10 protein-coding genes and 1 tRNA gene are annotated in these 13,011 nt (G+C 42.6%); 7 read left to right on the plus strand and 4 right to left on the minus strand.

Going from position 1 to position 13,011, the window contains the following annotated elements:
* Positions 1 to 86: 86 nt before the first annotated feature.
* From JZO70_RS00515 to sstT, 7 genes are all read left to right on the plus strand, one after another.
* Positions 87 to 160, plus strand: a tRNA-Pro gene (locus JZO70_RS00515).
* 132 nt (positions 161 to 292) lie between these two features.
* Positions 293 to 757, plus strand: coding sequence for a CtsR family transcriptional regulator (locus tag JZO70_RS00520; RefSeq protein ID WP_207671574.1), 465 nt, complete (start codon positions 293 to 295; stop codon positions 755 to 757).
* 5 nt (positions 758 to 762) lie between these two features.
* A complete protein-coding gene (locus JZO70_RS00525; protein ID WP_207671575.1) occupies positions 763 to 3,261 on the plus strand; it encodes an ATP-dependent Clp protease ATP-binding subunit in 2,499 nt (832 codons plus the stop codon).
* Positions 3,262 to 3,477: 216 nt separating this feature from the next.
* Positions 3,478 to 4,398, plus strand: a complete 921-nt coding sequence (locus tag JZO70_RS00530; RefSeq protein ID WP_207671576.1) for a peptidase U32 family protein — start codon at positions 3,478 to 3,480, stop codon at positions 4,396 to 4,398.
* 12 nt (positions 4,399 to 4,410) lie between these two features.
* Positions 4,411 to 5,652: a peptidase U32 family protein gene (locus JZO70_RS00535; RefSeq protein ID WP_207671577.1), complete on the plus strand. Its 1,242-nt coding sequence runs from the start codon at positions 4,411 to 4,413 to the stop codon at positions 5,650 to 5,652.
* 82 nt (positions 5,653 to 5,734) lie between these two features.
* Complete coding sequence (gor, locus tag JZO70_RS00540) at positions 5,735 to 7,084, plus strand: glutathione-disulfide reductase (protein ID WP_207671578.1); 1,350 nt, start codon at positions 5,735 to 5,737, stop codon at positions 7,082 to 7,084.
* 206 nt (positions 7,085 to 7,290) lie between these two features.
* A complete protein-coding gene (sstT, locus tag JZO70_RS00545) occupies positions 7,291 to 8,523 on the plus strand; it encodes a serine/threonine transporter SstT (RefSeq protein ID WP_207671709.1) in 1,233 nt (410 codons plus the stop codon).
* A gap of 115 nt (positions 8,524 to 8,638) precedes the next feature.
* Here the strand turns inward: sstT and JZO70_RS00550 are convergent, their stop codons facing one another.
* The 4 genes from JZO70_RS00550 to JZO70_RS00565 all read right to left on the minus strand — a co-directional run bounded on the left by JZO70_RS00550 (position 8,639) and on the right by JZO70_RS00565 (position 12,499).
* On the minus strand, positions 8,639 to 9,595 hold the full coding sequence (locus JZO70_RS00550; protein ID WP_207671579.1) for a biotin--[acetyl-CoA-carboxylase] ligase: 957 nt from the start codon (positions 9,593 to 9,595) through the stop codon (positions 8,639 to 8,641).
* 167 nt (positions 9,596 to 9,762) lie between these two features.
* Positions 9,763 to 10,566: an ABC transporter ATP-binding protein gene (locus JZO70_RS00555; protein ID WP_207671580.1), complete on the minus strand. Its 804-nt coding sequence runs from the start codon at positions 10,564 to 10,566 to the stop codon at positions 9,763 to 9,765.
* On the minus strand, positions 10,541 to 11,476 hold the full coding sequence (locus JZO70_RS00560) for an ABC transporter permease (protein WP_207671581.1): 936 nt from the start codon (positions 11,474 to 11,476) through the stop codon (positions 10,541 to 10,543). Before JZO70_RS00560 ends, JZO70_RS00555 begins: the two co-directional genes overlap by 26 nt.
* Positions 11,477 to 11,500: 24 nt before the next feature.
* Positions 11,501 to 12,499, minus strand: coding sequence for an ABC transporter substrate-binding protein (locus JZO70_RS00565; protein ID WP_207671582.1), 999 nt, complete (start codon positions 12,497 to 12,499; stop codon positions 11,501 to 11,503).
* Between the last annotated feature and the right edge of the window lie 512 nt (positions 12,500 to 13,011).

The following is a 13,011-nucleotide window of genomic DNA, read 5'->3' on the forward strand; positions in this document are numbered from 1 at the left end:
CGACTCCCTTTGGGTGCATTGTAAATATTGACTACCGATCAACAACGACGCGTAGTCTTTTTATTTACCTAATTTCATTTGAATAACGGGAAGTAGCTCAGCTTGGTAGAGCACTTGGTTTGGGACCAAGGGGTCGCAGGTTCGAATCCTGTCTTCCCGATCAAAAAGAAGGTATCTACCTTCTTTTTTTTTACCCTTTTTTTAAAGATGGTAAATGTTGGACCTTTCTCCTTTATTTCACCTCCTAAATTCGATATAATTAAGGTCAGTATTAGTCAATAGGAGGGATTTTATGAGTAGAAACACCTCTGATTTGATCGAAGCTTACCTTAAAGGGATATTGGAAAATCACGAGAACATTGAGATTAGACGAGCGGAGATGGCTCAGTTGTTCAATTGTGTTCCGTCACAAATAAATTATGTGATCAATACACGATTTACTTTTCAGCGTGGGTATTTAGTTGAGAGTAAACGTGGCGGTGGCGGCTATATTCGCATCAGTAAGGTACAGATTTCCGATCAGCATTATTTTTTAGAACAGTTAATGGATTCATTTGGCAAGGAAATTTCTGAAGCAAACGCCTTTGGTATTATACAGAAGCTTTTTGAAGAGCGGATCATTACTGAGAACGAAGGAAACTTGATGCTGAGTGCGGTATCTAAAAGTGTTCTTGGGATTAGTCAAATTGAAAATAGAATACGTGCCAGAATTTTGCATGGGTTTCTAGAACGTTTAAGTTACGAGAAAAAGGAGTGAGGGAAATGGATCAGTTGTATACCGAACGAGCAAAGGCTGTCTTAGCCATAGCTCAAGAAGAAGCGAAATATTTTAAGCATCGTTCAGTTGGATCTGAGCACTTGTTGTTAGCCTTAGTGATCGAACAACAAGGAATCGCCGGCAAAACGTTGAGACAAATGAATGCTAATGAAAATGACATTCGCGAGGAAATTGAACATATGACCGGTTATGGTTCTATGCAAACATATCCTGAAGGAAGTTATTTACCTTACTCTCCAAGAGCTAAACAAATTTTGATTTTTGCTGATGATGAAGCAAAACGCTTTAATGCAAAATTAGTTGGAACGGAACATATTCTATTAGGTTTGCTCAGAGACGATGAAATTTTGGCTTCCCATATTTTGGTTAATTTAGGCTTGAGTTTACCGAAGATGCGTCAACTTTTGTTGAAAAAAATGGGTGTTACTGAAAATATTTCCCAGGGTCATCAAGGAATGGGGCGTCGTAAACCGGCTGTTAAAAGCCAGCAAAATACTTCTCAAGGTACGCCAACCTTGGATAGTTTGGCTAGAGACTTAACTAAATTGGCTCGAGAAAAGAGATTAGATCCAGTTGTAGGTCGTGAAAGCGAAGTGCGGCGGGTTGTTCAAATTTTGAGCCGCCGGACTAAAAATAATCCTGTGTTAGTTGGAGAACCTGGTGTCGGTAAAACAGCGATTGTTGAAGGCTTGGCACAGCGAATCATCTCAAATGACGTACCGGAAGATATGAAGGGCAAACGTTTGATGATGCTGGACATGGGTGCTTTGGTTGCTGGAACGAAGTATCGGGGCGAATTTGAGGATCGTTTGAAGAAAGTCATTGATGAGATCTATCATGATGGCCAAATTATTCTTTTCATCGACGAACTGCATACGTTGATCGGTGCAGGCGGCGCTGAAGGAGCGATTGACGCTTCGAATATTCTGAAACCCGCTTTAGCTCGTGGTGAATTACAAACCATCGGGGCTACAACTTTGGATGAATATCAAAAATATATTGAAAAAGACTCTGCCTTAGAACGTCGATTTGCTCGAGTTCAAGTGGATGAACCTACTCCAGAAGAAGCGGAGCAGATTTTGAAGGGCTTGCGACAACGCTATGAAGAACATCACAGTGTTGAGATTACAGATGCTGCTTTGCATGCGGCGGTTTCACTGTCTGTTCGTTATATCAACTCTCGACAGTTACCTGATAAGGCAATTGATTTAATGGATGAATCAGCTGCTAAGGTTCGTTTAGATACAACCGACGAAATTTCTGAATTGGATGAGCTTCAGCATGAGATTAATGCGCTTGTTGAAGAAAAAGAAAAAGCAATTCAAAATCAGGACTTTGAATCAGCAGCTCGATTGCGAATGAAGGAAAAACAATTATCGCAAGAGCTGGAACAAGCGGCTATTACGGAAGCTAAGCAAGAAAATGGCTACATTAATCGAGTAACGGATGAAGATGTTGCTGCAGTGGTTTCTCAATGGACGGGCGTTCCTTTACAGCAACTGGAAAAGAAGGAAAGTCAGCGTTTGTTAGACCTAGAAAGTGTATTGCATAAACGAGTTGTTGGACAGGATACCGCGGTTCAGGCGATATCCCGCGCGATTCGTCGCGCTCGCAGCGGCCTGAAGGATCCAAACCGTCCGATCGGTTCATTTATGTTCTTAGGACCAACAGGTGTCGGTAAGACGGAGCTGGCAAAAGCTTTGGCAGAAGCGATGTTCGGCAGTGAGGAATCGCTAATTCGGGTGGATATGTCGGAATTCATGGAAAAATACAGTACCAGTCGTTTGATTGGTTCCCCTCCAGGATATGTCGGCTACGAAGAAGGCGGCCAGTTGACGGAGAAAATTCGTCAAAAACCTTATTCAGTTATCTTGCTGGATGAAGTGGAAAAAGCCCATCCGGATGTCTTTAACATTTTGCTGCAAGTATTAGATGATGGACATTTGACGGATGCTAAGGGACGGAAGGTAGACTTCCGTAACACGATCTTGATTATGACTTCTAACATTGGTGCAACTGAAATCCGCGAGGAGAAGAACGTTGGATTTAACGTTAAGGATATTACGAAAGATCACGATATGATGGAAAAACGAATTTTGGAAGAACTGAAAAAAGCTTTCCGTCCAGAGTTCTTAAACCGGATTGATGAAACAGTGGTCTTCCAGTCACTTGATCAAGAACAAATTCATGAAATTGTAAAAATCATGAGTCGTTCAATTATTGAGCGAATGACGGAACATGAGATCAAAGTGAAGATTACGGCTGCTGCTTTGGATGTGATTGGCAAGGTTGGATTTGATCCTGAATACGGTGCACGGCCAATTCGTCGGGCATTGCAAAAAGAAGTGGAAGATCGTTTAGCAGAAGCCTTGCTTTCCGGTCAAATTCAACTGGGTGATTCAGTTACGATCGGCGCCAGCAAGGGTAAGATTACGTTGACTGTTCGAGCACCGAAGGAAGAAAAAGTTCCGCAAGAAGTTTAATTAGTCAAAAGAAGTTTCCTTTCATATATGATGGAGGGAACTTCTTTTTGTCTAAAGCTGGTTGGAAACTTCTTGGAGCTGTGATAGTATGAAACAGTCATAAGGGTCGATTCAACTTTTCTTAGTGTTGTGAAGCAACGAGAAATAAAAGCACGAATACAAGTGCTTTAGATGGTTGATATACGAGCGCCTTAATACGAAACAGGAGGATCAAGAATGGTTGAAATTATTGCTACCGCGGAATCGATGGCGCAGGCAAAGGCGTTGTTAGCTGCTGGTGTTGATACATTATACATAGGTGAAGATGATTTTAGTCTGCGTTTGCCGGCTTCTTTTTCCCGAGAAGAACAAAAAGAGCTGATTGAGTATGCCCATCAGCAAGGTAAACAAGTAAATGTTGCGGTAAATGCCATTATGCATCCCGAACGAATGAAGCAAATACCGGAATACTTAGATTTTCTGGCAGAGTGTCAGCCTGATCATATTGTAGTGGGGGATACTGGCGTGATTCATGTTCTGCGTAAAGGGAATTATTCGTTACCGTTTATTTATGATGCGGAGATTTTAGTGACGAATGCCCGCCAAATTAATTTTTGGCAGAGAAAAGGAGCCGTGGGGGCTTTGTTGGCCCGCGAAGTTCCTTTTGATGAAATGAAGGTTTTGGCGGAGCAGGTGGAGATTCCTGTGGAAGTGCTGGTCTACGGTGCAACGTGTATCCATCAATCGAAACGTCCGCTGCTGCAAAACTATTTTAATTATACGAAGCAAGAAGAGACAATTGATCGTGAACGGGGATTGTTCTTGTCAGAACCGAAAAAAGATGATACTCATTATTCCATCTACGAAGATCAGCATGGGACCCATATTTTTGCGGACAATGACTTGAACTTGGTCAATGAATTAGCGGAATTATATCAAAATGGCTTTACTACCTGGAAGCTGGACGGACTTTTCACGCCGGGTGCGGACTTTGTTGCGATCGCTGAAGTTTTCGTAGCAGCGAAAGAAGCACTGGTGAATGATAGTTGGTCTGAGGAGCAAGTGCAAGCAGCAGAAGCGAAAATTCAACAGCTGCATCCGGCCGGTCGCGGCTTGGATACCGGTTTTTATCATTTAGATCCAGAAGCTATAAAATAGAGGAGCAAGACAATGGGACAAAGACAACTAAAGCGTCCGGAGGTTTTAGCACCTGCCGGAACGTTAGAGAAATTAAAAACGGCGATTCATTATGGAGCCGATGCTGTATATATTGGCGGAGATGCTTATGGCCTGCGCTCAAGAGCCGGCAACTTTTCTTTTGAAGAAATGGAAGAAGGCGTGGCCTTTGCCAACGAACACAATGCCAAAGTTTATGTAGCAGCCAACATGGTTACTCATGAAGGCAACGAAAAGGGCGCAGGCGATTTTTTCCGTAAGTTGCGGGATATTGGCATTTCAGCAGTGATTGTTTCTGATCCAGCCTTAATCGAAATTTGCGCAGCAGAAGCACCGGGATTAGAAATCCATCTTTCTACTCAAGCTTCAGCGACGAATTACGAGACGCTGGAATTTTGGAAAGAAGAAGGCTTAGAACGAGTTGTTTTGGCCCGGGAAGTATCAATGGAAGAGCTGGCGGAAATTCGCCGTCATACGGATATCCAAATCGAAGCGTTTGTCCATGGGGCTATGTGTATTTCTTACTCTGGCCGCTGTACCTTATCGAATCATATGTCGATGCGGGATGCCAATCGCGGGGGGTGTTCTCAATCCTGTCGTTGGAAATATGAACTGTTCGACATGCCTTATGCACAAGAACATCGTTCACTTACTGCTAATGGGGATGTAACCGAAGAATTTTCCATGAGCGCGGTGGACATGTCTATGATCGAGCATATTCCGGATTTGATTGAAAATGGCGTAGACAGCCTGAAGATTGAAGGTCGGATGAAGTCCATCCACTATGTCTCAACGGTAGCTAATGTTTACAAGGCTGCAGTGGACAGCTATATGGCAGATCCTGAGAACTATGTCTGCAAGCAAGAATGGATTGATGAATTGTGGAAAGTCGCGCAACGTGAATTATCCAGCGGGTTCTATTATCATGTACCTACTGAGGATAATCAGTTGTTTGGTGCCCGTCGGAAGATTCCAGTGTACAAATTCATCGGTGAAGTGTTAAGCTACGATGAGGTGACGGGATTTGCGACGATTCGCCAACGGAATCATTTCCGAATCGGAGACGAAATTGAGTTCTACGGACCGAATTTTCAACACTTCCATCAAACTGTGGAAGAAATGAAAAACGAAGACGGCGAATCGATTGATCGTGCACCGAACCCAATGATGATTCTGACGATGCCAGTGGCACAGCCAGTTAAACCTGGCGATATGATTCGCAAGAAGAAAGATTAACCCTCAATTTTTTAAGTATGAAGGCTTGTATTACCTAGAAGGCCAACGCTACTTTTATAACAAAATAGTAGGAGGAACTGTAATGGAACAATATGATTACATTGTAATTGGCGGCGGCAGCGGCGGGATCGCTTCAGCTAATCGTGCGGGAATGCACGGCGCCAAAGTGTTGCTAATTGAAGGCAACGAAATCGGCGGGACGTGTGTCAATGTCGGTTGTGTACCTAAGAAGGTGATGTGGCAAGCCAGCACGATGCTTGAGATGATTGAACGGGATGCTGAAAGTTATGGGATTGAAGCAGATGTAAAGAATTTCGATTTCGAACAATTGGTTGAACGTCGTGAAAAGTACATCGATTTCTTACACGGTGCTTACAACCGCGGCTTGGACAGCAATCAAGTGAAGAGAATCTATGGATATGCTACATTTAAGTCCGATCATGTAGTGGAAGTGAATGATGTAGAATATACTGCGCCACACATTTTAATTGCAACGGGTGGCCGACCTAGCCAAATGCAAATTCCTGGCGGCGAACTGGCGCTTGATTCCAATGGCTTCTTTGAATTGAAAAAGCAGCCTCGGGAAGCAATCATGCTAGGCGCAGGTTATATTGCAGCTGAGCTTAGCGGTGTTTTGCAGGGCATGGGAACCAAGGTTCATTGGGCTTTCCGTTACGGACAACCTTTGCGGACGTTTGATAAAATGCTGGCAGAAAACTTAATGCAAATCTATCGTGACAATCACATGGATCTTCATCCATACTTCGTTGCTGAAAAGATTGAAAAAGACGATCAAGGCAATTTTACTGTGTATTTTGAAAATGGCGAGACCTTAACCGGGGACTGTGTCATTTTTGCTGGCGGGCGCCAACCAAATACTGATAAGCTGGGGATTGAAAATACTTCAGTTGAATTGAATGAAAAAGGCTTTGTGAAGGTAGATAAATTCCAAAATACTACCTCTGAAGGTATCTATGCGATTGGCGATGTGATTGGCAAAGTCGATTTGACGCCAGTAGCAATCGCAGCAGGTCGTCGTTTGTCAGAACGATTGTTTAACGGCAAGGAAGATGAGTACTTGGATTACGACAATATTCCAACGGTCATTTTCACTCATCCGACAATTGCGACCATTGGTTTGTCAGAAGAAGAAGCCATTAAACGCTATGATTCAAAGGATATCAAAATTTACCATTCACGTTTTACGCCAATGTACTTTGCTTTAGGGGACTATCGTCAAAAATGCGATATGAAATTAGTCTGCTTAGGTGAAGAAGAGAAAATCATTGGTTTGCATGGAATTGGTGTTGGTGTTGATGAAATGCTGCAAGGATTTGCGGTAGCGATCAAAATGGGAGCAACGAAAAAAGATTTCGATAGTACCGTTGCGATCCACCCTACCGGCAGTGAAGAATTCGTAACAATGCGCTAGTGTATATGCCTTTAAATGCCATCATACTCTCATAATAGAGGGCTTATGATGGCATTTTTTTGGTGTTTTAATTGAAAATGAAAGCAAACTTATATTTCTTCTTGAAATCTCATTTTGCTACAGATAGAATGAACATGGCAGTGCAGTTTAAGGGAATAACCTATCTAGGCTGGCTGCAGTAAATGATGGAGAGAGAAGGAATTATTTTGTTGGATTTTTTTAAGAACTTGTCCCTGATTAAGCGTATCGCGATTGGTATTGTTATAGGGGCGTTACTGGGGGTTTTTGTTCCTCAGTGGACATTTATCGCTGTTTTAGGCGATTTGTTTGTTGGCGCATTACGGGCGATTGCGCCGATCTTGGTTTTTGTTTTGATTTTGGCTTCGGTGGCGAAGCATCAAACTGGAACGAAGACGTTTATTAAGCCGATTATTGCCTTGTATTTATTTACTACTTTGTTAGCGGGAGTCATTGCGGTAATAGCTAGTTTTATTTTCCCGTTGGAAATCACGTTGCAGCAGGTATCTGAAATGCAGGCAGCACCGCAGGCATTAAGTGAAGTAGTAAACGCGATTTTGACAAATATTGTTCAAAATCCTATACAAGCAATGTCGGAAGGAAATTATTTAGCTTTGTTGTTCTGGGCGGCATTGATTGGGTTTGCTTTACGAAATCGCAGACAGCAAACGAAGGATTTAGCAGATGATTTGTCGACTGCGATTACTCATGTGGTTCAGTTAATCATTGCGGTTGCTCCTTTCGGTATTTTGGGATTGGTCTATCAGTCAGTAGCAACAACCGGTATTCAAGGGTTAGCGCAGTACGGACAATTATTGTTGCTGTTAGTCGGTACTATGCTGGTAGTGGATTTGATCGCATATCCGTTAGTTGCATTTTTCCTAATTCGTCAAAACCCTTACCCGTTGGTCTTTTTCTGTTTGAAAGAAAGTGCGATTCCGGCCTTCTTCACCCGAAGCTCAGCAGCGAATATTCCGATTAATATGATGCTGGCTAAGCATCTAGGACTAAGCGAAGAATCATATTCAATCTCGTTACCACTAGGTGCGACGATTAATATGGGTGGCGCGGCTGTGACTATTTCTATCATGACTTTAGCGGCAGTACACACACTAGGCATTGAAGTAAATATTGGCTTGGCTATTGTGCTTTGTATCCTGTCTGCTTTATCAGCTTGTGGTGCTTCGGGAATCGCTGGCGGCTCTCTGTTGTTAATTCCGTTAGCATGCAGCTTGTTCGGAATTCCTAATGAGATCGCGATGCAAGTAGTGGGTGTTGGCTTTATTATCGGGGTTATTCAGGACTCGGTTGAAACAGCCGTCAATTCATCCAATGACTTATTCTTCACAGCGGTCGCGGAATTGGCCGATTTACGTAAAAAAGGCAAAGATTTGAAATTGAAAGAACGTCTAGCAAACTAATAAAAACGGCTCTTCTCATTTAGTGTGAGAGGGGCCGTTTTTTATCTATGAAGAAAGTAGAAGTCTTCCCAAACTAACTTTTTCGGCAAAAACTGAACGAGTTTGTGAAGCTCTATTATTGAATTGCACTCAAGCTGATTTCACCTGAGGATAAAGCAAGGGTCTCACTTCCGAGATCCACTATAAGCTCTCCGGTTTCGCTAATGGCTACCGCCTTACCAGTGTACTGTTGATTTTGACGCTGGAAGGTTACTTGCTTGCCTAAAACAAACGACTTCTCGCGATAAACCGTTAAATAATCAGCATCCTCTTGCTCCAGCAAGTCGAAGAAGCGATTCCAGATCTCAATAATCAGCTGGTTTCTAGTAATCGTTGGGGTTCTGTCAGCAAATAAAGACGTTGCTTTTTCTTGTAATTCAGCCGGAAATTTTTCTTGCGGTACCGAAAAATTAATCCCCATCCCAATGATCACGTGCTTCAAGCTGTTGCTTTCTACATCCATCATAGCTTCTGACAAAATTCCCACGATTTTTTTGCCATTCAGATAAATATCATTTACCCATTTAATTTGTGTGTCTACGCCCACAAGCGCATCAATTGCTTCAGCCACAGCTACGGCCATAAGTACGGTGTATTGGGGTAGTTCATGCAATTGAGTGTCGGGTTTTAGTAGGATGCTCATATAGATCCCTGATTTTTCTAAAGCAAAAAAAGGACGGTTGAAACGGCCGCGGGGTGCCTCTTGCATATCAGCCACTACTAAAACTGGTGGTTCTTCACCATTCAATACCGCTAATTGCGCATCTTTCATTGTAGAAACAGAAGAATCTAGAACGCGAATAGCTACCGGCTGCTGGATGCCTTCAGCCAGCTCAACAGCATCTAAGACGTCAGAAGGCTGGTAACGATAGCCGGTGGAGTGGTGCTCAATTTGGTACCCGGCTTTTTCTAATTCTTTAATGGCTTTCCAGATAGACGTACGGGAAAGGGATAATTCTTGCGCTAGCTGTTCGCCGGAAACATAGCCAGTAGTTGTTTTTAATTTTTGTAATACTTTTTCTTTTGTTGACAACAAGGAAACCTCCTTTTTGGAAAGTAAAGATAGTATCAGCTGCTCACAATTAGAAAGCCGATTAAACCAATGTTACAGCTGAGCGAGTTTGCAAAGCCTTTCGTATCAGTGTATCAAAAAAAGCAGACTACCGCAAAGTAGTCTGCCAAGAAGGATGAATGTGTGAATCAGCTAAGCAATAATGCGTCGTCTTTCAACTCGGCACCAGAGTTTTTATGGAAGAGCTCCATCAATTTTGGAACAGTTAAATGTTCTTTTTCTTCTTGTCGAATATCGATAGCAATCTGACCTTGGTGAAGCATGATCAAACGATTGCCGTAACGAATCGCATCTTCCATATCGTGGGTAACCATGAAGGCTGTCAGCTTATGTTCACGAATCAATTGTTTAGTTAGGTTCATCACCGTAATGGACGTTTTAGGGTCCAAAGCCGCCGTATGTTCATCTAAAAGAATTAATTCGGGACGCTGCAGAGTAGCCATCAGCAAGGTGATGGCTTGGCGTTGTCCGCCAGATAATAGACCAATTTCTGCATCTAAACGATCTTCCAAGTTTAGTCCAAGGGTGGCTAATTGTTCGCGGAAAAACTCGCGATCTTTACTACGAACACCTAAACCAAAACCGCGTTGGAAACCACGTTTCATAGCTAATGCCAAATTTTCTTCAACGGTTAAACGTACCGCAGTTCCCATGCGAGGGTCCTGGAAGACACGACTGATTTTCTTGGCCCGCTTGGTAACGGAGTGTTTAGTGATTTCTTCGTCGTTTAGAAATACTTGGCCTTCCTCAATCGGTAAGGTGCCAGCGATACTATTCAGCAAGGTTGATTTGCCGGCACCATTGCCGCCAATGATCGTAACGAAATCGCCGGGTTCCAGCGCTAAGTCAATGCCCCGCAATACGTGATTTTCATTTACAGTCCCGCGTTCAAAGTATTGATGCAGGTTACTGATTTTTAAGACTGGTTGCATTGGCTTCCACTCCTTTCTTACGATCTTTTTTTGGGATATTTAATCCTAGCTTTTGACGAATTTGCGGTAAGGATAGACAAACCACTAATACGATGGCAGAAGCCAGTTTTGAGTCAGTTGGTTGAACATTCATTTCGAATACTAAAGCTAAAATGAAACGGTAGATAATCGCACCGCAGACAATCGTAATTAGGCGAGTAGCGATTGGACGATTGTGCAGTAAAACTTCAGCGATGATGATAGAAGCTAAACCGATAACGATCGTTCCGACACCGGAGTTCAGATCCGCAAAGCCGTTGTTTTGAGCTAACAGTGCTCCTGATAAAGCAATACAGCCGTTAGAAATCATGTAGCCCAACAGCTTCATGTTTTCAGTTTTGATTCCGTTGGCTTCACTCATGTCTGGATTGTCTCCAGTGGCGCGAATAGCTAAGCCGATTTCGGTACGGAAGAACAAGACTAGTAAAATAATTACTAAGATGGCAATAAGCACGCCGACGACAATGACCGCATTATTTTTTAGTAAACCCATATTTTGGATCGGAGTGAAGACGGTATCTTCACCTAATAAGGCGATATTTGGTGCGCCCATCACCCGGGAGGTAATCGAGTACAAACCGGTCATGGTAATGATTCCGGCTAACAAAGCGGGAACCCGGAATTTCGTGTTTAGAATTCCAGTCACCAATCCGGCCAATGATCCGCCAAAAAAGGCAGCGATTGTAGCTAAGATTGGGTTGGTACCACTGACAATCAATATCGCTGCGATCCCGCCGCCTAAAGGAAAGCTTCCTTCAGCGGTTAGATCGGCAATATCTAAAATACGAAAGGTAAGGTAAACACCAATCGCAAGTAAAGACCACAAGAGCCCTTGGGACGTAGCTGAGAGTAATAGTGACAAAATATTCATCGTTCATCCTTCTTTCTTGAACCGTTATGCTGGTTCTTTAATACTTGCTGGGTCAATATCTAAAGCTTCGGCCATATCTTCGTTGATAACCAATTCAAGGTTAGCGGCACTTTCGACTGGAGTAGTTGCCGTTTCAGCATCGCCGTCTAAAATTTTAGCAGCCATCAGACCTGTTTGTTTGCCTAGTTCTTTGTAGTTGATGCCGATTGTTGCTAATCCGCCGCCGTCAATTTGATCTGTGGAGCCGGCAACTAATGGAATTTTCTTTTCTTTTACAACTTCACCAACGATCGAAGCGGCACTAGCGAAGGTGTTATCAGTTGGAACATAAATACCATCTACTTCGTTAGCTAATGATTCAGTAACTTGTTGAACATCATTGGTAGTATTAGCAGTTCTTACTACTGCTTCTACACCAGCAGCGTCTAAAGCTTCTTCAGCTAAGTCAGCTTGAATTTTAGAGTTGGCTTCACCAGCGTTGTACATAATACCGACTTTCTTCGCATCAGGGACAATCGATAATAGCAGTTCAATTTGTTTGTCGATTGGCACCATGTCAGTGGTACCAGTTACGTTTCCGCCAGGTTCTTCGTTGCTGTCGACTAATTTTGCTTCTTCTAAATCAGTTACTGCAGTGACAATGATTGGTGTATCAGAGGTCGCATTTAATAGTGACTGAGCAGATGGAGTTGCAATACCTAATAGTAAATCATTGTCGTCTTTAACTAATTTATCGCTCATACTTTTCAGGTTGTCTTGGTTGTTCTGTGCGTTTTGATAATCGATGACTAAGTTTTCGCCTTCAGTATAGCCGCCTTCTTCTAAACCTTCTTTAAAGCCCTCATAGGCTCCGTCTAGTGAGGCATGTTGAACCAACTGTAAAACACCAACATGTTTTGCGTCGCTGTTGGCTGCATCTCCGCTGCCTCCGGTGCTGTCGGTGGTTCCGCCGCCCCCGCCGCCGCAAGCTCCAAGTGCCAATAAAGTAAGTACGCTAATTCCTGCTAATAAAGTTTTTTTCATGTTTCTCTCTCCTTTTGTAATGAAAATTGGTAATAAAAAAATCACCCACTCAGAAATGCTAAGTGGATGATTGTACATACGAGATAATAATACTATTATACTCAGCCACTTAGTAATTTCCTCTACGTGGCTGGTGGTACGTGAAATTGCTCTAGCCATCATAGATACAAACTTGCGTTTTGCCCTGTTTGCATCCAGTGATGAATACAAACATTATCTAAAATAGCTAAAGTAGCGGTTATTCAGTTGTGGTTTTTTCATTTTCATCATAAGAATGACCTCCAACTTCTGGTTGTTCATTAGTATAAGGTAAGAAAAATGAGATGTCAATAATAAAAATGCAGAATTCAGAAAATTAAGATAGTTTCTACTTTTCTTTCATGAAATAAAAGCGGTGCTAAACCTTAAGAAAACCTGTATAGGCCCTGCAACTCTATCAGATAGTATTGACAAGAGTATATATGTAGTGTATTATTTGAAGTTGCTAAAACTATCTGAAATGATCAAAGACA

Origin of the sequence: Candidatus Enterococcus moelleringii (assembly GCF_017377575.1) — a bacterium.
Classification (GTDB): domain Bacteria; phylum Bacillota; class Bacilli; order Lactobacillales; family Enterococcaceae; genus Enterococcus_A; species Enterococcus_A moelleringii.

Bases quoted from the DNA above. Each gene is read 5' to 3' on its own strand.
- JZO70_RS00560 (WP_207671581.1), bottom strand. From the start codon at position 11,476: ATGAATATTTTGTCACTATTACTCTCAGCTACGTCCCAAGGGCTCTTG.
- JZO70_RS00520 (WP_207671574.1), top strand. From the start codon at position 293: ATGAGTAGAAACACCTCTGATTTGATCGAAGCTTACCTTAAAGGGATA.
- JZO70_RS00525 (WP_207671575.1), top strand. From the start codon at position 763: ATGGATCAGTTGTATACCGAACGAGCAAAGGCTGTCTTAGCCATAGCT.
- JZO70_RS00555 (WP_207671580.1), bottom strand. From the start codon at position 10,566: ATGCAACCAGTCTTAAAAATCAGTAACCTGCATCAATACTTTGAACGC.
- JZO70_RS00535 (WP_207671577.1), top strand. From the start codon at position 4,411: ATGGGACAAAGACAACTAAAGCGTCCGGAGGTTTTAGCACCTGCCGGA.
- JZO70_RS00565 (WP_207671582.1), bottom strand. From the start codon at position 12,499: ATGAAAAAAACTTTATTAGCAGGAATTAGCGTACTTACTTTATTGGCA.
- JZO70_RS00530 (WP_207671576.1), top strand. From the start codon at position 3,478: ATGGTTGAAATTATTGCTACCGCGGAATCGATGGCGCAGGCAAAGGCG.
- gor (WP_207671578.1), top strand. From the start codon at position 5,735: ATGGAACAATATGATTACATTGTAATTGGCGGCGGCAGCGGCGGGATC.